At 69.6% G+C, this 22,619-nt stretch carries 17 protein-coding genes and 2 pseudogenes; 8 read left to right on the top strand and 11 right to left on the bottom strand.

Annotation, left to right across the window (positions count from 1 at the left end):
* Positions 1-18: 18 nt before the first annotated feature.
* A complete protein-coding gene (locus tag ACFY2X_RS15600) occupies positions 19-1,368 on the top strand; it encodes a threonine/serine exporter ThrE family protein (protein ID WP_389938331.1) in 1,350 nt (449 codons plus the stop codon).
* A 103-nt stretch (positions 1,369-1,471) separates the two neighbouring features.
* On the opposite strand, the gene ACFY2X_RS15605 is transcribed toward ACFY2X_RS15600, so the two are convergent.
* Complete coding sequence (locus ACFY2X_RS15605; protein ID WP_389938333.1) at positions 1,472-5,374, bottom strand: AAA family ATPase; 3,903 nt, start codon at positions 5,372-5,374, stop codon at positions 1,472-1,474.
* Positions 5,375-6,502 (bottom strand): exonuclease SbcCD subunit D, encoded by a 1,128-nt coding sequence (locus ACFY2X_RS15610; protein WP_389938336.1) that lies wholly within the window; start codon positions 6,500-6,502, stop codon positions 5,375-5,377. It lies immediately after the preceding gene.
* 166 nt (positions 6,503-6,668) lie between these two features.
* Between ACFY2X_RS15610 and ACFY2X_RS15615 the strand changes: the two genes are divergently transcribed.
* Positions 6,669-8,159: an alpha/beta hydrolase family protein gene (locus ACFY2X_RS15615; RefSeq protein WP_389938339.1), complete on the top strand. Its 1,491-nt coding sequence runs from the start codon at positions 6,669-6,671 to the stop codon at positions 8,157-8,159.
* Positions 8,160-8,207: 48 nt separating this feature from the next.
* Here ACFY2X_RS15615 and ACFY2X_RS15620 read toward each other — a convergent pair whose 3' ends face one another.
* Both ACFY2X_RS15620 and ACFY2X_RS15625 read right to left on the bottom strand, forming a co-directional pair.
* Positions 8,208-9,146, bottom strand: a complete 939-nt coding sequence (locus ACFY2X_RS15620; protein WP_389938342.1) for an alpha/beta hydrolase — start codon at positions 9,144-9,146, stop codon at positions 8,208-8,210.
* 4 nt (positions 9,147-9,150) lie between these two features.
* Positions 9,151-9,363, bottom strand: a complete 213-nt coding sequence (locus ACFY2X_RS15625; RefSeq protein ID WP_389938345.1) for a hypothetical protein — start codon at positions 9,361-9,363, stop codon at positions 9,151-9,153.
* Between the two features lie 179 nt (positions 9,364-9,542).
* On the opposite strand from ACFY2X_RS15625, the gene ACFY2X_RS15630 reads away from it, so the two are divergent.
* Complete coding sequence (locus tag ACFY2X_RS15630; protein WP_389938347.1) at positions 9,543-11,000, top strand: LCP family protein; 1,458 nt, start codon at positions 9,543-9,545, stop codon at positions 10,998-11,000.
* Between the two features lie 87 nt (positions 11,001-11,087).
* Here ACFY2X_RS15630 and ACFY2X_RS15635 read toward each other — a convergent pair.
* Positions 11,088-11,426: pseudogene (locus ACFY2X_RS15635) on the bottom strand (transposase); the annotation flags it as partial.
* 3 nt (positions 11,427-11,429) lie between these two features.
* The gene (locus ACFY2X_RS15640; protein WP_389938350.1) at positions 11,430-13,211 is read right to left on the bottom strand and encodes a hypothetical protein; all 1,782 of its coding nucleotides are present in this window, start codon (positions 13,209-13,211) and stop codon (positions 11,430-11,432) included.
* 423 nt (positions 13,212-13,634) lie between these two features.
* On the opposite strand from ACFY2X_RS15640, the pseudogene ACFY2X_RS15645 reads away from it, so the two are divergent.
* A pseudogene (locus ACFY2X_RS15645) lies at positions 13,635-13,793 on the top strand (transposase); the annotation flags it as partial.
* Between the two features lie 379 nt (positions 13,794-14,172).
* On the opposite strand, the gene ACFY2X_RS15650 reads toward ACFY2X_RS15645, so the two are convergent.
* Positions 14,173-14,379, bottom strand: a complete 207-nt coding sequence (locus ACFY2X_RS15650) for a DUF397 domain-containing protein (protein ID WP_389938353.1) — start codon at positions 14,377-14,379, stop codon at positions 14,173-14,175.
* Positions 14,370-15,197 carry a helix-turn-helix domain-containing protein gene (locus ACFY2X_RS15655; RefSeq protein ID WP_389938356.1) on the bottom strand — a complete coding sequence of 276 codons (828 nt, stop codon included), beginning with the start codon at positions 15,195-15,197 and terminating at the stop codon, positions 14,370-14,372. The genes ACFY2X_RS15650 and ACFY2X_RS15655 overlap by 10 nt, the downstream gene beginning before the upstream one ends.
* 499 nt (positions 15,198-15,696) lie before the next feature.
* On the opposite strand from ACFY2X_RS15655, the gene ACFY2X_RS15660 reads away from it, so the two are divergent.
* Positions 15,697-16,173 (top strand): hypothetical protein, encoded by a 477-nt coding sequence (locus tag ACFY2X_RS15660; protein ID WP_389938359.1) that lies wholly within the window; start codon positions 15,697-15,699, stop codon positions 16,171-16,173.
* Between the two features lie 10 nt (positions 16,174-16,183).
* Here ACFY2X_RS15660 and ACFY2X_RS15665 read toward each other — a convergent pair whose 3' ends face one another.
* Together ACFY2X_RS15665 and ACFY2X_RS15670 are read right to left on the bottom strand one after the other, a co-directional pair.
* Positions 16,184-18,166 (bottom strand): hypothetical protein, encoded by a 1,983-nt coding sequence (locus ACFY2X_RS15665; protein WP_389938362.1) that lies wholly within the window; start codon positions 18,164-18,166, stop codon positions 16,184-16,186.
* Positions 18,167-18,206: 40 nt separating this feature from the next.
* Positions 18,207-18,515 carry a hypothetical protein gene (locus tag ACFY2X_RS15670; protein WP_389938365.1) on the bottom strand — a complete coding sequence of 103 codons (309 nt, stop codon included), beginning with the start codon at positions 18,513-18,515 and terminating at the stop codon, positions 18,207-18,209.
* A gap of 208 nt (positions 18,516-18,723) precedes the next feature.
* Between ACFY2X_RS15670 and ACFY2X_RS15675 the strand changes: the two genes are divergently transcribed.
* The 3 genes from ACFY2X_RS15675 (at position 18,724) to ACFY2X_RS15685 (ending at position 21,514) form a co-directional block, all read left to right on the top strand.
* The gene (locus tag ACFY2X_RS15675; protein WP_389938368.1) at positions 18,724-19,020 is read left to right on the top strand and encodes a hypothetical protein; all 297 of its coding nucleotides are present in this window, start codon (positions 18,724-18,726) and stop codon (positions 19,018-19,020) included.
* A gap of 276 nt (positions 19,021-19,296) precedes the next feature.
* On the top strand, positions 19,297-20,514 hold the full coding sequence (locus tag ACFY2X_RS15680; RefSeq protein WP_389938371.1) for a 4-hydroxybenzoate 3-monooxygenase: 1,218 nt from the start codon (positions 19,297-19,299) through the stop codon (positions 20,512-20,514).
* A gap of 130 nt (positions 20,515-20,644) precedes the next feature.
* Complete coding sequence (locus ACFY2X_RS15685; RefSeq protein WP_389938374.1) at positions 20,645-21,514, top strand: fructosamine kinase family protein; 870 nt, start codon at positions 20,645-20,647, stop codon at positions 21,512-21,514.
* A gap of 82 nt (positions 21,515-21,596) precedes the next feature.
* On the opposite strand, the gene ACFY2X_RS15690 is transcribed toward ACFY2X_RS15685, so the two are convergent.
* Positions 21,597-22,601, bottom strand: a complete 1,005-nt coding sequence (locus ACFY2X_RS15690; RefSeq protein WP_389938377.1) for an enolase C-terminal domain-like protein — start codon at positions 22,599-22,601, stop codon at positions 21,597-21,599.
* Positions 22,602-22,619 lie beyond the last annotated feature (18 nt).

A 22,619-nucleotide genomic window follows, 5' to 3' on the forward strand; every position in this document is an offset into this window, starting at 1 on the left:
ACAAAGGCGGGAGGATCGGTGTCGGCGTCACCGCTGGAACAGGCACCGACCCAGCGCGACCTCTACCGGGCCATGGCGCTGGCGCTGCGCGTGGGCGAGCTGCTGCTCGGCAGCGGGGAGGCCACCGAGACGGTGTCCGGCAGCATGCGCAGGATCACCAACGCGTACGGCGTGCCGCACTGCGAGGCCGACGTCAACCTGTCGGCCATCACGCTGTCGCACGTCCCCTCGGACGGCCGGCCGCCGGTCACCGCCGAACGCCGGGTCCGCCGCCGCCTGCCCGACTACGACCGGCTGATCGCGGTCCACGACATGGTCAGGGAGGCCTCCAGCGGATCGCTGACGCTGGAGCAGGCCGAGGCCAGGCTCCGTGAGATCACCCGGCGGGTGCAGGTCTACCCGAACTGGTTCCTGATCGCGGCGCTCGCGCTGATCGCCTCCTCGGCGAGCATCCTGGTCGGCGGCGGCGCGCTGGTCGCGGCGGCCGCGTTCGTCGCCACCGTGCTGGGCGACCGGGCCGGCGCCTGGCTGGCCAGGCGAGGGGTGGCGGAGTTCTTCCAGCTAGCGGTGGCGGCGATGCTCGGCTCGCTGTTCGCGGTGCTGATGATCTGGATGGGCGCGCCGGTGCAGGCCCCGGCCGTGGTGGTCGGCGCGGTCGTCGCGTTGCTGCCCGGACGTCCCATGGTGGCCTGCGTGCAGGACGGTATCGCCGGAGAATACGTCACGGCGACCGGCCGGCTGTTCGAGATCTTCTTCATCCTGACCGCGATCATCTCCGGGATCGGCGTCACGCTCTACGCCGCGGTCCGCCTCGGCGTGCCGCTGAGCGTGGAGAACGTGCCCGCCGCACCGCTGCTGATCAAGCCGGAGCAGCTTCTCGGCGCGATCGGGCTGACGCTGGCGTTCGCCGTGGCGCTGCTCGTGCCGCCCCGCCATCTGATCCCGGCGACGATCGGCGGCGCGGTCGTCTGGGTGGTCTTCGTGCAGCTCTACATCTGGCAGGTCCCCGTCATCCTGGCGACAGCCGTCGCGGCGGCGGTCATCGGCCTGTTCGGCACCGCCTACGGCAGGCGGGCGCAGGTGCCCGCGATGGTGCTCACGATTCCGGCGATCGGCTCGCTCCTGCCCGGCAGCGCGCTTTACCGGGGCATGCTCGAAGTCAGCCTCGGCCATGCGGACGCGGGCGTGGCCAGCCTGATGCAGGCCCTGTCCAGCGCCCTCGCCCTGGGCGCGGGGGTCATGCTCGGCGCGGAGATCCTGCGCGCGATCACCGGCTCCGACCTGGCCAGGCGGGTGCGCCCGGCCGCCCGCCGTGCCCGCAAGCCCTTCATCAGCAGGCCCGCCGCCCGCCGCACCCGCGGCTACTGACCGCGCCCCCCTCTGGCGGCCCGGCTGAGCTGTTTCGTGGCGCGGGGCCGCCGGAGAGCGAGCCACGCCGGGTGGGCCACCCACCGCGCCCGCCCCCGCACGGTCAGGAGACGGCCACCGACAGGGTGGAGCCGTGGCGGTTCTTCCGGACCCGCAACTGCGCGGGAATGCGGGTGCGCAGCTCGGCGACGTGACTGACGATGCCCACGGCCCGGCCGCCGTCGCGCAGGCCGTCGAGAATGTCGAGCACACCGTCGAGGGTGTCCTCGTCCAGGGTGCCGAAACCCTCGTCGACGAAGAGCGTTCCGAGCTCCACTCCCCCAGCCTCGGCCGTGACCACGTCGGCCAGGCCGAGGGCGAGCGCCAGCGAGGTGATGAAGCTCTCCCCTCCGGACAGGGTCGCCGGATCGCGGTCCACCCCGGTCCAGCCGTCCAGGACGCGCAGGCCGAGCCCGCCGCCCGACTTGCTCCGATCTCCCGCCGAGCGGTTCAGGTTGTGTTCCAGGAGGTAGCGCCCACCCGACATGTGGTCGAGCCGCTCGTTGGCCGACTCGACCACCTGGCGCAGGCGCTCGCCGAGCACATAGGACGACAGTCGCATGTTCCACTGGTTGTCGGTGGAGTTGCCGCCGGTCAGGGCCGCGAGCCGGTCGGCGAGACGGTGCCGTTCCGCCGCGGGCCGCCAGCGCTCCAGGCACGCGGCCAGCTCGGCGCGGAGCGCGGCCAGCCGTGCCTGGCGGGCCTCGGCCTGGTGCATGGCGGAGAGCCGGCCGGCGTGAGCCGCCTCCGCCTCGTCTCGCGCGTTCTGCAACTCGCCGAGGTCGGGTTCGGGCTCCGCCGCCGCGGCGATCAGCTCCGGATCTTCCAGCACGGCGGTGACGGCGGCTCGCTCCCTGTCGAGCTCGCGGAGCCGTTCGGCCTTCTCCTCCTGCTCGGCGGCGGGGCGGACCGCCGCGCGGGCGTCGTCGAGCCCGAGGAATCCCGCCTCGACGACGGCGGCCAGAGCCTGTTCCTGGGCCGTCGCGAGCTCGGCCGCGGTGGCCCGCTCCTCCCGGGTGGCCTCGACCGCCTCTCTGAGCAGCTCGGCCTCGTCGGCCAGCCGGTCCAGCCTGGCGGCCAGGGTCGGATCCTCGCCTCGGGCCCCGTCGATGCGTGCGCTCAGCCGCTCGGCGTCGGCGGTGAGCCTCTCCACGCTCGTACGGCGGGCGGCCAGCGTGACCGCGATCCCGCGTGAACGTTCTTCCAGCGCCCCGATCTCGGCCACGATCCGGCTCGCCTCCGCCACCAGCCCCGGCTCGGTCCCGGCCGAGTCTCGCAGCTGGGCCAGCGCCCGCTCGGCCTCCGAGAGCTCCCACGCCGCGCGCTCCACGGTGAAATCCGTCTTGCCGCACGCCTCACGGTGGGCGGCCGCGGCGTCGGCGGTGCGGTTGGCCGCGGCGAGGGCCGCGGCGAAGCGGGCGGCCTCCTCGGTGAGGCGGTCGCGACGGGCCTGAACGGTGGGATCGGCGCCGCGGGCTCCGTCCAGGCGGGCGGTCAGCCGGTCACGCTCGGCCTGCCACCCGGCCAGGCGGGCGTGGCCCTCGGCCAGCAGTCTGGCGGTCTCCTCGGTCCGGGTCTTCGCGTCGTCCAGCTCGGCCGCGACGCGGTCCGCCTCCGCGGCGAGCGCCGCCTCCGCCTCCGCGGCGACGGTCAGGGCGGCCAGCTCCCGCCTGGCCTCCTCAAGACTCTCCCGTGCCTGGTGGACGGTCAGATCGCCGGCGACGGCGATGGCCTCGTCGAGGCGGGAGGCCAGCGCCGTGACGGTGTTCTCGGCGGCCTGCCGCCGCTCCATGGCCGCGTCGTAGGCGCTTTGGGCGGCGCGTTCGTCCTCGGCGGTGGGGGCCTCGTCGGCCGGGGCGGCCGGGGCGGGGTGGTCGGGTGAGCCGCAGACCGCGCACGGTTCGCCGGGGACGAGTTTGGCCGCGAGCTCGGCGGCCATGCCCTCGATCCTGGCCTGGCGGAGGTCCTGATGACGGTCGCGGAGCAGCTGGGCGTGGTCGGTGGCCTCCGTCCGGACCGTGCGCGCGGCCTCCAGCTCGACGCGGAGGGCGTCGCGCCGCCGGGCGGCGTCGAGCTTGGCGGTGGCGGTGTCCACGCCTGCCTGCGCGGCGGGGACCCTGGCCGCCTGGGCCCTGGTCGCCGCCAGCCGCGCCGACGCGTCCGCCAGCGCGGCGGGCAGTTCCCGCTGGATCTCGCGGAGCGAGGCCTGCCGCCCTGCCGCTTCCTGGAGCTCGATGTCGAGCGCGGCGAGCAGCCCGGCCAGCTCGGCGAGCCGCGTCTCGTCGGCGCGCAGCCCCTCCAGCACGGCGAGGTCCTCGCGGCGCTCGCGCTCCCAGGAGCTCAGCAGTTCGCGGGCCGCGGTCTCCTCAGGCATGACGGGCGCCGCGGTCTCCTCAGGCACGACGGGCGCCGCGGTCTCCTCAGGCGTGACGGGCAGGGTGGAAAGGCGGGCCGCCAGGTCGTGGCGGGCGGCCTCCAGCTCGGCTGCGAGGCGGTCACGGTGCTCGGCCGCCTGGAGGCGGGTGGCCGCGCTGTCCCTGGCGGATTCGGCGGCCGGGATCCGGGCCGCGTTCAGGCGGGCGGTCGTGAGCCGGGTGTCCACATCGTGCCGGCGACCGGGAAGGACCGCCAGGCGGGTGTCGGCGTCTTCCTGCGCGGCGCTCAGCTCGGCGATCTCACGGGCGGCATGCTCGCGATCCTTGAGGATCTTCGCCAGGTGTGACTCCTCGGCATGCAGCTCCCTCAGCCGGCTGATCTCGTCCTGGCGGTCACGCTCCAGCGCGGCCAGGTGATCCGGGGTGATGTCCTGGGCGTCCTGGAGGAGGGGAAGCGCGCGGGCGGCGGCGTCGGCGGCCAGCCGGTGGGCCTTGGCCGCGGCTTCCGCCCGCTGCTCGGCACCCTGGATCAGGGGCAGCACACGGTCGGCACGGGCCGCCTCCGCCAGGATGATCTCCAGGTCCGCCCGCTCCTCGGCGGTCTCCTCCAACGCCCGGCTCCGGGTCAGCGCCTCGGCGTGACGCCGCCGCCGGTCGGCCAGCGCGGCGCCGTTCTCCAGCCGTTCGCGCGCCTCCAGCACCGCCGCCTCTCCCTCAGCGCAGCCGCGGCCGGTCCGGACGGCCGCCTCCGCGGCGAGGCCTTCCAGCGCTCCGGCCCATCCCAGCGGGTCGTCTTCCGCGGAGACCAGGGCGGAGACCGCAGAGCCGGTGATCTCCCGGGGGGCCAGGTCGTCCTGACAGGCGTCCCGGGGGGCCGGGTCGTCCGGACAGGCGTCCCGGGTCAGGTCCGCGAGAAGGCCGGGGCCCGCGGCCTCCTCCAGGCGCTTGACGACGAAATCCACCTCCTTGCGGAGGGCCTGCTGCTCGCGGTAGGCCTCGGTCCTCCTGTCCGCGAGCCAGGACTCGGCCGCGGCGTAGATCCTGACGGAGAAAAGACGTTCCAGGACCTTACGGCGGTCCTCGCCGTCGGCCCGGAGGAACTTCGCGAAATCCCCCTGCGGCAGCATCGCGACCTGGAAGAACTGTTCGGCGTTCATGCCCAGGAGGGTGCCGATCAGCTCTCCGGCCTCATCGACCCGTGTGGTCAGCCCGGTCCACTCCCCCGAGGGGGAAAGTTCCTGGAGAAGGGCCTTCTCGTTCTCCTTGGTGGTGCCGGTCCCCCTGAGCTTGGGACGCTGCCAGGCGGGCGATCGGGTGATCTTCAGCCGCCGGCCCCGCACCGTGACCTCCAGGGTCACGCTGGGTCCCCGGCCCGGAGGCGCGTGGTCGCAACGCAGGCTCTTGGCGCTGTCGCGCTTGCCCGGCACCCTGCCGTAGAGGGCGTAGCAGAGCGCGTCCAGCACGGTGGTCTTGCCCGCGCCGGTGGGACCGTGGATCAGGAAGAGCCCGGCCTCGGAGAGGGCGTCGAAGTCGATCTCCTCCTCCCCCGGGAAGGAACCGAACGCGGTGATCCACAGACGGTGCGGACGCATCTACGCCATCGCCTCCTTGGTACGGCAGGCCTCGACGGCCTCCTGGATCAGCCGGGTCTCGTCGCCGTCGGCGGCCTCGCCACGCACCTCGCGGATGAAGTCGAGGGCCACCTCGATCTCGGGACGACCGGCCAGCCTCGGCCGAGCCGCGGTCTCCCGGACGCCTCCCTCGGGTTCGAAGGACAGCGTGAGGGTGTGCTCGAAGCGGGATCTGAGCCGTTCCATGGCGCCCTTGGGCCGGATCGGGTCGGTGAGCGTCACCTGGAGCCAGTGGTCTTCGTAGGGGGTGTATTCGGCCGAGGTCAGCAGGTCGTCGAGCTGGCCGCGGAGCCGGTTGACGGGTCTGGGCACCGGCGCCTCGACGAACTCCGCGCTCACGCGACCGTCACGACCGAGGTCGACCAGCCACGAGCCCTTCACCTGACCGGCCTCCGAGAAGGAGTAGGCGATCGGGGATCCGGAGTAGCGCACGGTCTCGCTCATCTGCTGCCGGCCGTGCAGGTGTCCCAGCGCCACGTAGTCGACACCGTCGAAAGCCGACAGCGGGACGTGGGCGACACCGCCGACGCTGATGTCGCGCTCGCTGTCGCTGGCCCGGCCTCCGGTCACGAACGCGTGGGCGAGGACCACCGACCGGGGGCCCCGGTGCGCGAGGTCCGCGCGGATCAGCGACATGGCGTGCTCGATCGCGGCGGTGTGGGTGCGCTCGGGCAGCTCCCAGGGGCCGCGCACCAGCTCGGGCTCCAGGTAGGGGATGCCGTAGAACGCCACCTCGTCGATCATGACGGGCTCGCCGACCCGTCCCGCGTCGGTGCGCAGGTGGACACCGGCGGCGTCGATCAGGTCGGCGCCGAAGCCGAGACGGCGCGCCGAGTCGTGGTTGCCGCTGATGAGGACCGTCCGCACGCGTTCGGCGACGAGCCGTCGCAGGGCCTGGTTGCACAGGTCCACCGCGTCGACCGAGGGCAGCGCCCGGTCGTAGACGTCTCCGGAGACGACGACCACGTCGACCCGCTCCGTCCTGATCGTCTCGATCAGGTGGTCGACGAAGGCCCCCTGGGCGGCCAGGAGGCTCTCTCGGTGGAACGAACGGCCCAGATGCCAGTCCGATGTGTGCAACACCCGCATGTCGCTTGAAGCTAACAGGACTCAGAGGTAAATGCGGCCACTCTCGCCGCAGCGGCCTCGCGCCTCTGTCGCGGGATTCCGATCGTGGGTACGCTTGAAGATCAGAGGGAACGATACCGGTCACACGGTCTTCACAAAGGCGGGCGACGATCGGGAGCGGGTCTGCATGCAGGTTGGCCGGGGCGTGTTGAGCGTGACCGCGGGTTTGATCCTGGTGGGCCTCGCGACACTGGGCTACACCCTGCCACCGCCGTTCGACCCACCGCCGCTGACCGCGGACCCGGTCTTCCAGACCCTGCCCGTCCAGCCTCCGGCCGAGGTCAGACCCGTCGCCGCGACCGGGCAGATCACCACGCAGGACATCACCGTCGACGTCGGTGACACGACTCTTGAGGCCACGATCCGCGCGCCGCTCACGCCCGGAAGGCATCCTGCCCTGATCTTCGTGCAGGGGGCCGGGCCCGGCGTGCAGGGCGAGTTCACCACGCAGGCCGAGTGGCTGGCCAGAGCGGGAATCGTCACGCTCGTCTACGACAAGCGCACCGTGCGCTACGACTTCCGCAACCGCGACTTCACCCTGCTCGCCGACGACGCGCTGCACATCCTGGCGCGGCTGCGCATGCGCGCCGACGTCGATCCGGCCCGGACCGGGCTCTGGGGGGTGAGCGAGGGCAGCTGGGTGGTTCCGATCGCGGCCGCCAAAAGCCGGGACGTCGGGTTCGCCGTGCTGGTGTCGTCGCCCAACGTGTCGCCCATGCGGCAGGTCACCTGGGCGATGGGCGAGCAGCTCGACCGGCTGCACGCGCCCGGCGGGGTGCGCGAGCTGATCACCCGGGCGATGAGCGCGGTTCACATGAACTTCCTGCGCTACGACGGCCTGCCCGCCCTGCGCAAGGTCCACCAGCCGGTCTTGGCCCTGTACGGCACGCGCGACCCGTCGATCCCGTTCGTGGAGAGCAGCCAGGCACTCACCCGCGCGCTCGCCGAGGGCCGCAACTCCGACTACACGATCCGCTACCTCGACCGGGCCGACCACGGCATGCGCATCCACGGCGGGCCGTTCGCACCCGGCTATCTGGAGACGCTGGCCAACTGGGTCAAGGGCCTGCCGGGTACGGCCAGGCCGCTGACGCGCATCGCGGGCGCCACCCCTGTCCAGCGTTACGAGGCCAGCGAGGTCCCCACCGCTCCGTGGTACGCCGGAGGCACGGTCCTCGGCCTCACGCTCTGCCTGGCGGCCGTCGGATACGTGGTCGGCCCGGTCGCGGAAATGGTGCTGCGGCTGCGCGGCCGGCAGCTGGCCGCCGAGGCCAACGCCCGGATCTGGCCGCCGATCCGGCGCCGGTTCCGCCGGATGGCGTGGACCGGGGCCGGGCTGCTCGCCTCGGTGGTGGCGTTCATCACCCTGCTGGTGCTGTTCTCGGTCAACCAGGCCGGAGCCTGGCCGGCGGTGCTCGCCGGGTGGCTGATCATCCGGATCCTCGCCCTGCTCATGCTGCTGCAGGAGGTCACGGCGGTGGGGGCCGTCGTCTCGGGGCTGCGGGAGGGCTGGCAGCCCAGCCGCGCGCAACACGTCGCGATCGCCGGGGTGCTCGGCGGCACCGCTCTGCTCCTGGTCGCCGCGGCCTACTACAGCCTGTTCGCCTTCCCCTGGTAGATCCCGGAGGCGGGCGTGGGGACCGCGGCGACGGGCGGGAGCCGCCGGTCAGAAATAGCCGTTGAGCCAGCGGTCCATCTCGGCGAGCATCTGCTTGCGCGCGGGCTCGGGCGACAGCACCAGGTCGTGCATGCCGCCCGGTACCCGGACGCATGTCACGTGCGGGCCGATCCTGGTCGCCCAGCGGGCGATCTGCTCCGGGTCGAGCACGATGTCGGCTTCCTGGGCCTCCGGCGCGAAGTCGCGCAGCCGCAGCCCCTTCCCCGCGCAGAGCACCAGGGTCGGGACGTCCACCCGCAGGCCGCCGTGGAGCCGCCGCTGGGCGCGGCGGATCGCGGACAGCCAGACCGCGTGCACCGGGAACCCCCCGATCGGCTTCCACTCCAGGTCGAAGTCCCATTCGCCGTGATGGTCGCGGTGCAGGCTCACGCCGTAGGCGGTGGCCAGCCCGAGAGGCAGGACGACGCGCGCGGACATCCGGGACAACGGCCCCTTCAGCAGGTCGGCGGCCGCCCGCAGGGGAGCCGGGACGTTGAGGTCGAGGAAGGGGCTGTTGAGCGCCAGGGCCTGGATCAGCCCCCGGCCCCGGCCCCGGTCCGCCCACAGGGCGGCGACCAGGCCGCCGGTGGAGTGACCGTTGAGGATCACCTCGTCGTGCCCGTCCTCTTCGCGGATGATCCGGATTGCCTCGTCGATCTCGGGAAAGTACTCGGTGACGCTGTGCACGAGCCCCCGGGTCTGGTGCGGCAGCAGCGAGCGGCCGTACTTGCGCAGGTCGAGACCGTAGAAGTCGATGCCCTGGGCGACGAAATGATCGGCCAGGTGTGTCTGGAAGAAGTAGTCGGTGAAGCCGTGGAGGTAGAGCACGGCTCTGCCGGTGGGCTCGGCGGCGCGCCGCCGTACCAGTGAGGCGACCACCGGCCCCTCGTAGTCGTCGGCCATGGGCAGGACGGTGAGCTCGTAATCGGGACCGAGAACGTCAGGCATTGGGTCAGGGTAGTTCGTATGGGTCGGCGAGCCATGAGGGGATCACGTCTGGAAGATCCTCACTGACCCTCATCGGGAACTTCTCCGGGTGCTTCTCCAGGAAGGCCGTGCCGCCCTCGGCGGCGTCCGACCGGCCGAGGGCCTCGATCAGCTCACCGCGCATGACGTGGGTGAAGGCGTTGAGGCGGTGGGGCCGGTTCGGCGTGATGGCGACCATCCGTCGGCAATGTCCTGCTCGATCTCGATGAAAGACATGACCGGAATCTTATTCCGGCGGAATTATGATGATAAGGCCGGATTGCTTTTCACGCTGTTCACTCACTCGTCGCCCGCAGGTCCTGACCGTCGCCCTACCATCTCCCTGCGGCGCCCAAGCGAGAGGGAATCGGGGAGCAGTTGCGCGACAAACCAAGGCCTCCCGGGGCCGGTGCGATCATCGGATGGACGGCCCTGTCCGTTGTCGCGCCCGGAGCCGCGCACCTGCGCGCCGGCTGGCGCAAGACCGGACTGACCCTCCTGTCCGTCTACGCCGCGCTCCTGCTGGGCCTGTTGTGGATCGCGCTCACCACCGACCTCGGCGGCCTGGCCGGGCGGCTGGTCACCTCGTCCTGGCTGAGCGGTCTCATCGTGGTCTCCCTGGCCTTCGGCGTCGCCTGGTTCGCGCTGGTCGTGCACTCGTTCGTGGTGCTGAGGCCCAGCAGGCTGCCGAGAGGCCGCCAGGCGATCACCGGAAGCGTGGCCGGGATGCTCGCGGTGGCCGTGCTGCTGCCGTTCGGCCTGGTCGGCCGGTACGCCTCCGTCTCGGACTCGACGCTGGACAACGTCTTCACCGCTCCGGCCACGCCGATGCCCGAGGCCGGCAGGGAAGACCCGTGGGCGGGCCGCAGCCGGGTGAACATCCTCCTGCTCGGCGGCGACGCGGACACCCACCGGGTGGGCGTGCGGACCGACAGCATCAACGTGGCCAGCATCGACATCGCCACCGGCAACACCGTGCTGCTGAGCTTGCCGCGCAACCTTGAGAACGTCCGCTTCGTCCCGGGGTCGCCGATGGCCAAGCGGTTCCCCGACGGTTTCCGGCTTCCGGCCAACCCCGACGGCTCGCGAGAGGACCTGCTCTTCGCGGTCTGGGAATACGCCGACGCCCATCCTGAGATCTTCGGCGGCCGCAAGGGCCAGGGCACCCGGACGCTCGTGGAAACGGTCGGATACACGCTCGGACTGAAGATCGACTGGTATGCCCTGGTGAACATGTGGGGCTTCGCCCGGCTGATCGACGCGATCGGCGGCCTGAAGCTGACCGTCCCGCAGGACGTGGTGTTCGGCAAATACAACGAGGGCCTGGTCAAGGCCGGCACCCGCCGGCTCAGCGGGGCCGACGCGATGTGGTTCGCCCGCTCGCGGACCAACAGCGACGACTTCAGCCGGATGCGCCGCCAGCGTTGCGTGCTCGGCGCCCTGCTCGATCAGGCCGATCCGGCGACCGTGCTCTCCCGGTTCAACCGGATCGCGCTGGCCACCAAGGAGCTTCTGCGGACCGACATCCCGCGTCCGATGCTGGAGCACCTGGTCCCGCTGGCGCTGAAGGTGAAGAACGCCAAGGTGACCAGCGTCCAGTTCGTCCCGCCGCTGATCAGCACCGGATACCCCGACTGGAACAAGATCCGCGCCATCACGGCCAAGGCCATCCGTTCCTCGGCCCAGCCCCGTCAGCACCTGGCCGCCACCGCCACGCCCGCCACCACACCGACCGCCAAGCCCAGCGCCACGGCGACCACCAGGCCGGTCCCCACGCCCACCGCCACGGCGGCCGACCCGGCCGCCCCCAAGGGCATCACCGAAGGGTGCGGCTGACCCGGCACCGCACGCAGCGGGGTTGAGGCATCCGCGGCTCTTCCGAGTGGTGTCGCAGCGGGTACGTAACCCCTGTTTCTCGGGGTTGCGGAAGCCGTACGCGTCCCGCCCGACCGTCTTGATCACCCGGTTGGCGCCCTCGGAACCCGCGCTGGTGATCCTGGTGCGGATGAACGCGCAGATCTCCGGCCACCAGGTCTGCACCGTCGTGGCCGGCCGCTCCAGTCCGGGCAGGCGCGAGGCGGCGCACCGGTCGCAGAAACCGCACCGCGCGCGTCCAGCCAGTCGACCACCGTCCGGGCGGTGCGGCCCTCGACCTGACCGAGCAGGCCCTGTCCTGGTGGCTGTCTCCGGCCGCCCGTAGACCTGGTGGCTATCTCCGGCCGCCCGTAGAAGGGCGACGGAGGAGAGTGTGCGCCCCGCCACCGCTCACGGCTTCAGCTTAAGCCTCTTCCTCGACGCACCTGGGAACACGACGACCAGGTGCTCCTCCCCTGCGTCGCCGACCCGCACGTAGACACGGAGCCGGTAGCGGCCCTTCCCCGCGATCGCCAAGTTCGGCATCGGGGCACCCGCGCCCACCTCTCCGCCCTTGCCCATCTCCGGCACGGTGAGCCGGCCGCTGCGGCTGACGATCGGCACCTCGTTGACCTGATCCCACCCGGCCGTCCGCTGTGGCGGCGCGGTACGGAAGGCCTTCACTGTAAGGCACAGATCAACGACGTCTTCGACGTGCCCGATGAGCACCGCGCTGCTGGCCACCCCGACGAGGGTGCTGTCGTCGTAGACCTTGTCCATCGCCTGCTCCGCCGCCTCGTCGGCCGCTTCGTCTTCGGGGTCGTGGACCAGATAACCGGGATCGCCGTCGACGAACAGGAAGTATTTGGCCGTGGCCTGGACGACCCCCTTCGTCCGGGGCCACGGGGCGCGGCACTTCGCGTCCTCCTCGGCGATGTACGCGGCGTTCGCCGCCTCCATCTCCGTGGTCGACCGCAGCAGCTCGGGATGGGTTGCGCCGACGATCTCCGGGCAGACGTAGACGAGGTCCCACGGGTCCACGCCCCAGGCGGGCCGCGCGGAACCGGCCCGCGTCAGAATCGCCTCCTGCTCGTCGCGGTCCTTTGTACGGCACAGCGCCCGCCCGTACGCGAGGATCCCCTGGTCCGACAGGTTGTCCGGGAACATGGGCGGGACCCCGCCCTCTGTGCTCCGCGCCCGGCACAGGAACGCGGCGTCGCGTTCCGCAGGTTTCAGGTCGCCGAAGCTGGGCCGGTCATAGCAGCCCATCGACCAGCCGGTGTAGGTGAGGTGCGGAGTCTGCTCCGGGTGGATCAGTGCGATGATCGGCAGTACGGCCACGGCCGCCACCGCGACGCGGATCACGCGCCGCCGCGCGGGCGGAAGGTCCGCCGGGCGGCCCTCGGCGGGCAGTTCACGGGCGGTCGCCGCGATCCACACGGTGCTGACGAGCCCCACCGCGTCCATCATGACCAGCATCGCCAGATTGCCGCTGAAGATCCTTCCGAAGAGCATGTTGAGCGGGATCACCAGCGCGTAGACGCCCACCGACAACCACCCGGCGACCTGCGTGCCGCGGCTCCACCGGCCGTCGCGCCGCTGCCCGACGACCGTGATGATGGTCGCCGCCACTCCACCCAGCATCAAGCCCAGTTCGACGATGCCGCCCGATCCAAGCTCTGGGAGGTCGAGTTCGTCGAGCAGTTCGTTGGCCATCCCGGCCAGCTCGACCGCGAACATCGCTCCGGCCACCGCGCGCAGCATGCGGGACCGCCAGCGGATAACGAGCAGGTAGAGGACGTCGATCGCGATCCACAGCGCGAGCTGGAATGCCGCGTCGACCGCGTCGGGGAGCAGCGCGATCGGGTACCACAGCACGAGGGTGTACGCCACCGCCAGATACAGCAGTCGGCGCAGCGCCTTCGCCCGGCGGTCCAGCGGTCCCGGCGCGGGGGCACGCAGGATCAGCCACAGGAGCGCGGCCTTCACCAGGGCGGCCACGAGCAGCGCCACAGCCGTCGGGGTGTCAAACCCGCCGCGCGCGTAGAACTCCGCATCCGCATAGGCCGGCGGCGACCATTCGACGGCCACCCAGAGCCAGGCGTCGCCGAGCACCAGGCCCGCGACCGCCGCCGCAAGGACCAGACCTACTAGTCCAATCCTGATAATTCGCCAGGAACTATCCGAAAGCACGGGACGCGATCTTAGCGCGGCACCGCCATACAGGCGGACGCAGCGGAACGAGCGGTCCCGCCCCGCCGATCAGACTCCATGATCTTCGACGCGATGCGGCTTCGATGATGGTGAGGCGCTGGATGGCCAGGATGTTGCAGGCTACGTAGTCGAAAAAGGAGTGATCCCAGGAGGGATGGACACTGGGGATTCCAGGCTCTTCGAACTTGATCGGGGTTGAGCGCCGGAGCGTGCTGCCGATGGGGTGAGGCCGGTGTCTTGAGAGAGCTCGCGACTCTCGCTGATCATTCCTGTTGTCGAAGCAAGATCTCACAACAGAAGAGCCGCGAACGTGGTCAACGATACGACTCGGCTGCTGGGCCTGGAAGGCGTGGCGGTCACCAAGGTCGATACCGAGAACAACAACCTGGTCAGGGGCCTGTCCTACGGACCGGGATCACCAACGCGGGTTCCGAGGACACCAACCGGGTGACCAAGGCGGTCGGGCGGGACGCGTACGGCTTCCGCAACCCCGAGAACCAGCGGTTACGTACCCGCTGCGCCACCACTCGCAAGAACCGCGGATGCCTCAACCCCGCTTAACTTCGAAGAGCCACGATGAGCCACTACGTCCTCGTCCTTCGGCGTGACCGCGAACGGGGCGGGGATCACACCGTCGCCCACGCCCACGCCCACGACGGCGACGCAGCGAAACTCCAGGCCTTTCATGCGGTGCATTGTCCTGACCCGGACCGACTGCGGTGAGACATCCGTCGCGGCATTGGAGGAGGCGTGGAGCAGGCACGGTGACGCCCGGGGCTATCGGCGGAGGGCCGCCTGGCCCCGGCTGCCCGCCCTCTTCTGACGAAGCCCGGCTCTGCGACGCCTTGGACGGGGACGGGACTGCCGTTGTCCGCCCAGGCGTCGCGGCCGTTACTTCAGAGCTCGGAGGTGTTGTAGCCGACCCGAGGAGCGGAAAAGGTCAGGACAGAGAGTCGAACTCGCCGGTCTTGAGGCCGCCGACGAACGCTTTCCACTCGGTGGGAGTGAAGAGCAACTTGGGGCCGTCGGGGTTCTTGCTGTCACGAACGGCGATCACTCCGGGCAGGTTGGCTGCCACCTCAACACACTGGCCGCCATTCGATCCAGAACGCGATGACTTCCGCCACACGGCGGCGCTCAGGTCCATTCCCGCTTCACTTCCTCGATCATTTTGAGGGACATGTGATCAGGATAAGCCCACCGTCGTATCGCCTCATATCGATTCCATATCGAGGCCACAAGTCCAGAATCAGCCGAAATCTGCCCCTCGGCTGGAGAGTCCGAGTGGATAACGTCTGGCTGTCCATTTGGAAGCTCGGCAATCATGAACGCTCCCAGCAGTCCCGACAGGCACCGCTGGTCAATGAGCTGGATGGAAACGTTGGGACGCTGCGCGATCTCCAGTAGATAGTCGAACTGTTCGCGCATCACCACGGAGTCCCCCACCGGACGCCGCAGCACGCTGGCGTCGATGAGAGCCAGGAGCAGCGGAGGATCGTCCCGGTCGAGGATTCTCCGACGTTGTACGCGAGCCTGGATACGTTTCTCTACATCCTCAGAGGTGATCCGGGGTTCCTGACCGAGCACGTGGCGAGCGTAGGACTCCGTCTGGAGGAGGCCTGGGACAAGAAGGGGGTCCCAGGAGCGCAAGACACGGGCGGTGGGTTCGATCTCCTCGACCCAGCTTCGGAACCAGATCGGGCCACCGGGTTGGGCGATGATGCGCTGGTAGAGCCGAGTGAAGGAGACGCCGCCGGTCGCCCCGAAAAGCTGGTCCAGCCTCTCGGCGTCGGACTTCGACGGGGTGCGGGTGGCTTTCTCCAGGCGGCTCACCTGGGTCTGGGTGCAGCCGAGGCGCCCGGCCACGGCGGCCTGCGAGAGTTGTGCGGCCTCCCGAAGGCGGCGCAACTCGGTGCCGAACCGCACGCGCGGGGATCCGGGGTCGAGAGACGGCACCACTTCCATCGCATTTCCTCTCGAATTAGAAAAAACGGACCTATTATCCGATCAGCAATACCGGGTCCAGCCCTTGGTAGACCAACGACTGTCATCGCCTGTTCTAACTTGGACTGCCGATCCGGTAGTCGATCCGCTATCGGCAAGGCATTCTAGGCACAGAAATTCCCTTCGCGACAGCGCGATAAAGAAAGCAGTTCATCACCTGTTCAACCGGAGACGGATCAGGCCACACATGAATGAGAAAGCACCCTTTCGCATCCGGACGCGGACATCGGGAAGCACCCGAAAGGCGAAACCATGACAGCAGGTAAGTCGCGGGCCGGGCGGGTCTCGGCTCTGGTCCGCGAGGAGATGTCCTTACGGAGGCCGACGGCAGGCAGGGCCTATCGATCGACTTGAAGGCAACCATCGCTGACGGATGGGCATGGGAAGGGTGTGGCGAAGGCAGGCTAAGTGGGTAAGGATTGGGTACGTCCCAGCGCCAGCCGCCCCCTGGAGGTACTGAATGCGTTTCGCCCGGTTAATGGTCGCCGGTTTGGCACTGGTGATGGTGTCATCGGGATGCACTTCCGGGCCTTCGCTGAAGGATGCGGCAGCGGAGCTGCAGAAGGACGCGCAACGACTAGAGACAAATGATCTCTTCAAGAACCCACTGATGAAACTGCGCATCCTACAGCGCCCAGACCAGGATATCCGCTGCGACAAAGACAAATTCAGGCGGGTACTGCGGGCTACGGCAGATGATGAGCGCGTCAACGAACCATTGGACTCTCACCTGGGACGAGCCCAAGCGCTGATGGAGAACGTTCTTGTCCAGAATTTCGGATACAAGTTGGAGTATGACTACAGTCAGATGAATACCAATGAGGGACGGTTCATCCATGGCACCAAGAAAGACCTAGGTATCACGGTTACCGTATATGTAGCCCCTGAGGCTCCCACATGGCGACTGGACGCGATGACTCCCTGCTTGCCGCAGTAAAGAAGTCGAGTTAGTTCCAGACTCTTAGCTGCTCTTTGGCTTGTTCGCTGGTCAGGAACTGCGAGGAGTACTCGATCTTTTTATCTAGCCTTTCGTTACTGTCCATCCAGCGTTCGTAGGGTGTCATTTTCTCCCGCAGCACATGCTCCCATTTCTTGTCATCACTGGCTTCCCGCTTCGCCTCTGCCAAGAGCTCGTCATAGGTCTTGAGATTGCCAGTGCTCTTGCTGATGAGCTCGGCAGGCGGCTCGCTCGCTGGGTATCCGGCCTCATGAAGGATGTGAGCCACGTCGTACTTCTGGCGCAGGACGAAGTCCGACCGAGCGCCGGTGACCTCCTCGACCCGTGTCTCGAAGCTGTCGGCCCAGCCGTCGAGGGCGGTGCTGATTCCATATGCCTTGGCCAGTTCCCATCCCGCTTTCACGCCCTCATCCGCGAGGGGACCCATGAGGGGAATCCGGTCGATCCCGAGGGCAAAGGTGTTCTTGGTGATGTCGCGGATCAAGTCGTCGGTGGCGTCCCGCTCGCCGCGCACATCTAGCGTCGCCTTGAACTCCACGCTGGCGAGGTCGCCGAACACCCTCGCCGTGTCCTCGAAGTACCTGCTCCCGCCCTGTGCGTCCAGGCGGGCCGCCGCCTTCAGCGTGTCGTGGCGGAATTGGGCTGCGGTCGCGTCGAAGTCATTGGTAAGCCGCTTGTCTCCAACAAAGGTCTTCAGGAAACGATGAGTATCCCCCGGGCTGAGGTAGAACGTCGGGGTCACCCCGGGAAGGGCGATCCAGTTCTCCGGGACCCCCATCCCGGATGCCCGGTCCACGGCTTTGTCGAAGCGGGCGCCCGAGGCCAGTTCGTGGATGTAGGACTTTGCGATGGTGACCATGGAGTCCTTGGCGATCCTCGGCAGGTCGTCACCGAAAGAGCCTGCGACCTTCATCGCATCCAGGGTGAAGGCGGCGGCCTCCGGGCTGTGCCGTCCCGGCTTCTCGGTCGTGGACCCGGTCCCGGCCTCCAGCGCCCGGCCGAAGGCATCGGCCACCTCGTCCCCGTTGCCTGTGCTCTTGGCGTAGTCGAGGAACCGTTTCATTTTCTCGGCCTGGCTCAGCTTGACGTCGGCTCCGCCCATCTTCGCGAACGCGTCTCGCGCGGCCGCACCGTCTCCGGCGAGCACCTCCAATCCCATGGCGACCAGGTCGGAGGGCAGGCCGTACGCCTTCGTCTCGGTGGGTCCGGCGGCGCGCCAGTCTTGCCGGGGCTTCTTCGCGAACTCGTCCAGGGCCAGGGTGCGGGCCGCCGCGCTGCGGACGCCGGAAGGGGCGTTCGCTCCCTTGAGCAGCGCGAGGCGGTTCCACGCGGCGGTCTTGCTTCCGGCCGGTTTCACCAGGTCGCTTTTGACCTTGGCGAACGCCGGGACCAGGGTGGGGGCGCGCAGCGCAGCGCCGAGGGCCTCGCTGAAGGCGGCCAGGTCTTTCTTGGCGGTCTTGCTGCCCGTGCCCGCGATGAGGCTGGGCAGGCTGTCGCGGACCTTCGCAGGCAACAGGGCGAAGAAGGCGGCGGCTGCCTGGGGGTTCTTCGCCAACTGGGCGACCTCGTCGGAGTGGTCGTGAATGAGCGCGGCCTGGAGTTCGCCGCTGTGGTTCACGAGGATGTCGTCGCCGTACATCCTGGCCAGTCCCTGGGCGGTCTCGAACCCCTCCAGCTCGTCGGGCAGGCGGACGAGCGGCGACCGGCCGCCTCCACCGCCCAGTTCCGGGGCGCCGTTGCCCAATGTTTTGATCAGGTCGATCCGGCCGTGAAGCATGGAGACCTGGGTCCTGCCCCAGTCGGCGATGTCGGCGATCTCCCGCAGCGCGGGGGTGCTGATCCCGTGCTGGCGGAGCTTTGCCTCGAACTCCTTGCTGAACGCGGTCAGCCGATCGGCCCCGCCGCTCAGGGAGGTGGCGAGCTGCCCCATCTCGCCGGGGTCGATCCCGCAGAACTCGCCGGTGGGTGCCATGGGGCGTCGTCCCCCTTCGTGATCAGGGCGGTCACGGTGGTCACACGCGTCTGGCCATCTCCCGGCGCATGGCGTTCGCCTCGGCCTCGGTCACCAGCGGAGGATGCCGGCGCAGTTCCTCCTCGATCGCGTCCACCACCCGCTGCGCGAGCCGCCCCAGCCGGTGGTGCCGGTCTTCCAGCTCGGTGGTCCACCTGGCGGCGGTCGGTCCCGTCCAGACCTTTCCCGACCGCATCGCTCCGGACGCGCGCTGGTAGGCCTGCCGTACCTCCTGTGCCCTGCCCTCGGCCTCCACGAGCAATTGCCTCAACCGCTCGTGCCGGGGGTTGGGCACCATCCGCTCGGCCACGCCGCCCCCGTCTTCTCCAGGACCCCGCTATGGAAGGGAAAATTTAATACCACACTAGGTATAGATCGTCTATGCCGACAAGGCCCGGACGCCGCCGCCATCGTGCTTCTGTCGTTGGAGCCATAGCCATGAGAGCGGATTGGTGTGACATTTCAGTCATTTCCCCTCATGCCGAACGGACTACTCCCCAATAGCATCGGAGTAACGGATGTCACTGTTCGAAGAGCACATCGACGCGATAGAAATCGCCGCCAAGACCGCGTCATGGGTGTGTTTCATCGCCATTTTCGTGTTGTTTTTCACCGGCCATGCGAGCACGCCCCTGGCCATCGCGGTCGTCATCATCTGCGTGTCCAACATCACCCTGCACCAGATCAAGGAGACCAGGGCCCGCTGGGACGAGAAGGACGCCGAAGAGCGGGAACTCCGTCGCGAGCAGCAGCGTGAGAATCGTGAACGAGAGCTGCGCCTCCAGATCCAGCGGCTACAGCGGCCGGGCCGTTAGCCGCACGCTGCCCCCAATCATCACACCTGCCCACGGCTGGATACGTTCCTTCGCTCAGCAAGAAGGCCCCGAAGACGCGTTCCCGTCCCGACGGAATGACTCTTCTCGCATCCGGCCAGGGGCCGGCGAGACCGCCTTGGCACGCTCATCGAGCAGGCTCTGAATGTCGAAGTTTCTCAAGCTCCGGCTCCTGACAGATGATGGGAGCCGATCGCTCACAGCCACTTCGCACCCGGTGACACCGCCCCCGTGGAAGGCCGTCGAGATGGAGTTCGGATGACTGTCGCCTCCTCCCCCTCTACACCGATACAGCGCACCCGTGTCGTCATTGTGGGCGCCGGACCCGCGGGTCTCACGGTCGCCAACATCCTGCGTGCCGCCTCCGTCGACTGCGTGCTGCTGGAGACCGAGAGCAGGGAATTCATCGAGCAGCGGCCCCGCGCGGGCTTCATCGAGGAGTGGGCGGTGCGCGCCCTTGAACGGCGCGGACTGGCTGACCGGTTGCTGCAATACGCGCAGGCGCACGGCGAATGCGAGTTCCGGTTCGCAGGTGAGCGCCACAGGTTCCGGTACGGCGAGCTGTCGGGGCAGCATCACTTCGTCTACCCGCAGCAGCTGCTGGTGACGGATCTGGTGCGGGCGTACGCGGATGACGCGGGCGGCGATGTCTGCTTCGGCGTACGCGATGTGGAACTGCACGCCATCGACACGGATCGGCCCTCGGTGTCGTATACGGACCCCGAGACGGGCGAACGCCGGCGCGTCGACTGCGATGTCATCGCGGGCTGCGACGGCGCACGCGGCGTGACGCGCGCCTGCCTGCCGCCGGAACACGCCACCGTCGCCCGGTATGACTACGGCGTCGGCTGGCTGGCCCTCCTCGCCGAGGCGCCGCCGTCCTCCGACTGCGTCGTCTTCGGCATCCATCCGCGCGGTTTCGCCGCCCATATGGCTCGAAGCCCCCAGGTCACCCGCTACTATCTCGAGTGCCCGCCCGATGACGACCCGGAGAACTGGCCGCACGAGCGGGTATGGTCCGAGCTCCGCGCCCGGCTGTCGGCGGACGGGGCCCGGCCGCTCGCCGAGGGACGGCTGATCGAGAAACGCGTGCTGGACATGCACAGTTATGTCGTGGAGCCGATGGCGTACGGACGGCTGTATCTGGCGGGTGACGCGGCCCATCTCGCGGCACCCATCGCCGCCAAGGGCATGAACCTCGCGCTGCACGACGCGCTGCTGCTCGGCGAGGCCCTCGTCGCGTACTGCGGCAAGGGCGACGGCAGCGGCCTGAGCGGCTACTCGGCGGCCTGCCTACCGCGGGTGTGGCAATGCCAGGAGTTCTCGCATTGGCTTTCGGAGGTGTTGCACGGGGCCTCGTCGGGCGACCTCTTCCGCGCGGGTTCCGGGGCTGCCAGGCTGCGGCGGATCCTCGGCTCGCGGGCCGCCGCGGCCGCCTTCGCCGAGCTGTACATCGGCAAGGACATCGATCTCTGACCCGGATCGGCGGGGGACCGGAACACCGCGGCCGCCGTGGAGAGCCGATCCGAATCCCTTTTCCGCATGATCCTCACGGAGAGTCTGGTTATTTTCGGAAATGTCATGATTCCATGACCCCGTGGTCGATATGGATCTTCTTCTGGGGCGGCTTCGTGACGCCGGGCTCGCCGCCGAGTCCGCACACGTGGCCACCGGTGGCACGGTGGCCGTGGCGGGCATGGCGACCCTGCGCGACGGCTCCCGGGTGTTCGCCAAGACGCTGCGCGGGCCCGGCTCCGACCTCTTCGAGATCGAGGCCGAGGGCCTGCGCGCGCTTCGCGAGACGGGCGGCGCCGTCACCCCCGACGTGCTGGCGGTGACGTCCGACCTCCTCGTGCTCCAGCCGCTCCGGCCCCGCCGTGACGGCGAGGAGCGGTTCTGGGAGGACCTGGCCCACAAGGTCGCCGCCCTGCACACCACGACGGCCGGTGACCGCTTCGGCTGGCACCGGGACGGCTGGCTGGGCCACCTCCGGCAGGACAACGCCTGGGACGAGGACGGGTACTCCTTCTTCGCGCGGCACCGGGTCCTGCGCTGGCTGGGCGAGCCGCCGGTGGAGGCGGCATTCGACCGCGGCGACCGCCAGGCACTGGAACGTCTGTGCGCCGCCCTGCCCGAGCTGGTGCCGCCCCGGCCCCCGGTGCTGACCCATGGCGACCTGTGGAGCGGGAACATCCTGTCCGACCATGCCGGAGCCCCGGCGCTGGTGGATCCGGCCGTCTCCTACAACTGGGCCGAGGTCGACCTCAGCATGCTGTGGTGCACACCGCGCCCGCCCGCCTCCGACCGCTTCTTCGCCGTGTACGCCGAGACGGCGCCCATGACCGACGGCTGGCAGGACCGCATGCCGCTGTTCCACCTGCGGGAGTTGCTGGCCACCATCGCCCACGGCCACGACGACTGGGGCGCCGCCGAGACCGTCCGTAAGATCGCCGGTCCTTTCGCCCGGCGGCGCTGAGACCGTGTCCCGCACGGCGGACGATCTCGGCACCTGGAGAACAGGCCGTCGCCTCGCCGCCGGGAAACCTCACCGGAGGCGCTCAGATGGCGTATGAGTCCTTGGCGAGACGGCGGACCCGGGCCACGTCGACGGTGTGGCCGAGACCCGGCTGGGTGAGCGGCACCGCCACGACGCCGCCGGAGGCGCCGACCGGCGGGATGACCATCTGCGCGCTGCGCGGGGGCTCGGCCACGTCACAGGGCAGGCCGCAGCCGGGCAGGCTGGCCGCGGCGACCGTGGCCGCCCGGGCCAGGCCGGTGCCCTGGCCTCCGGCGCAGGCGATCTCCCATCCCGCCGCCACGGCGCGGTCGTGCGCCCGCCGTACCTCACGCAGCGAGCCCAGGGCGGCGGGACGCAGCAGCAGCGCCCGGCCCGCCTTCACGGTGATCGCCTCGTCCAGCTCGGCCACCGAGGACACCTCGAGCAGGACCGGGGCGGCGACGCGTTCTTGCAGGTCGGCATGGTCGGTGAGGTTGGTGAACGGGCGTTCGATGGAGGTGAGCGTATAGGCGTCCAGCGCCTCGAGAGCGGCGATGTCGGTGTAGGCACCGCGCGCGTCAACCCCGATGCCCAGGGCCGGATAGGCCTGACGGACGGCGCGCAGCGGCTCGATGTCCCAGCCGGGGTAGACGTCGATGGTGATGTGGGAGTATCCGGCGCAGACGTGGCGGTTCACCCGCGCGACCAGGCTCTCCAGGTCACGCTCGGTGCCGACCCTCACGGTGGCCGTCAGCGAGGTGCGGCTGCCGCCCAGCGCGTGGGAGAGCGGGACTCCGCGCATCCTGGTCCACAAGTCCCAGCAGGCCATGTCGGCGGCGGACCCGCCGGGGACGACGCCCAGCTCGTCGGGGTGCTCCCAGTCGACGCCGATCAGCGCCTGCCCCAGCCCCTCTTCCAGCAACGCCCAGGTCTTGGGGTCGGGATCGACGACCTCGCCCCACCCGGTCATGCCTCCGTAATCGATGAGCCGGACAAGGATGCTCTCCGGCCGCCTGCCGTACGGCAGGACCACCCTGAACACCTCAAGCTCACGCACGCGTGGCATGAACCCCCCTCGATCTCT

Origin of the sequence: Streptosporangium sp. NPDC000396 (assembly GCF_042898655.1) — a bacterium.
Lineage (GTDB): Bacteria > Actinomycetota > Actinomycetes > Streptosporangiales > Streptosporangiaceae > Streptosporangium.

Coding starts and splice junctions, on each gene's coding strand:
- ACFY2X_RS15675 (WP_389938368.1), top strand. CDS start 18,724: ATGTCACTGTTCGAAGAGCACATCGACGCGATAGAAATCGCCGCCAAG.
- ACFY2X_RS15615 (WP_389938339.1), top strand. CDS start 6,669: ATGCAGGTTGGCCGGGGCGTGTTGAGCGTGACCGCGGGTTTGATCCTG.
- ACFY2X_RS15620 (WP_389938342.1), bottom strand. CDS start 9,146: ATGCCTGACGTTCTCGGTCCCGATTACGAGCTCACCGTCCTGCCCATG.
- ACFY2X_RS15625 (WP_389938345.1), bottom strand. CDS start 9,363: ATGGTCGCCATCACGCCGAACCGGCCCCACCGCCTCAACGCCTTCACC.
- ACFY2X_RS15680 (WP_389938371.1), top strand. CDS start 19,297: ATGACTGTCGCCTCCTCCCCCTCTACACCGATACAGCGCACCCGTGTC.
- ACFY2X_RS15650 (WP_389938353.1), bottom strand. CDS start 14,379: ATGGACCTGAGCGCCGCCGTGTGGCGGAAGTCATCGCGTTCTGGATCG.
- ACFY2X_RS15605 (WP_389938333.1), bottom strand. CDS start 5,374: ATGCGTCCGCACCGTCTGTGGATCACCGCGTTCGGTTCCTTCCCGGGG.
- ACFY2X_RS15660 (WP_389938359.1), top strand. CDS start 15,697: ATGCGTTTCGCCCGGTTAATGGTCGCCGGTTTGGCACTGGTGATGGTG.
- ACFY2X_RS15610 (WP_389938336.1), bottom strand. CDS start 6,502: ATGCGGGTGTTGCACACATCGGACTGGCATCTGGGCCGTTCGTTCCAC.
- ACFY2X_RS15690 (WP_389938377.1), bottom strand. CDS start 22,601: ATGCCACGCGTGCGTGAGCTTGAGGTGTTCAGGGTGGTCCTGCCGTAC.
- ACFY2X_RS15665 (WP_389938362.1), bottom strand. CDS start 18,166: ATGGCACCCACCGGCGAGTTCTGCGGGATCGACCCCGGCGAGATGGGG.
- ACFY2X_RS15655 (WP_389938356.1), bottom strand. CDS start 15,197: ATGGAAGTGGTGCCGTCTCTCGACCCCGGATCCCCGCGCGTGCGGTTC.
- ACFY2X_RS15685 (WP_389938374.1), top strand. CDS start 20,645: ATGGATCTTCTTCTGGGGCGGCTTCGTGACGCCGGGCTCGCCGCCGAG.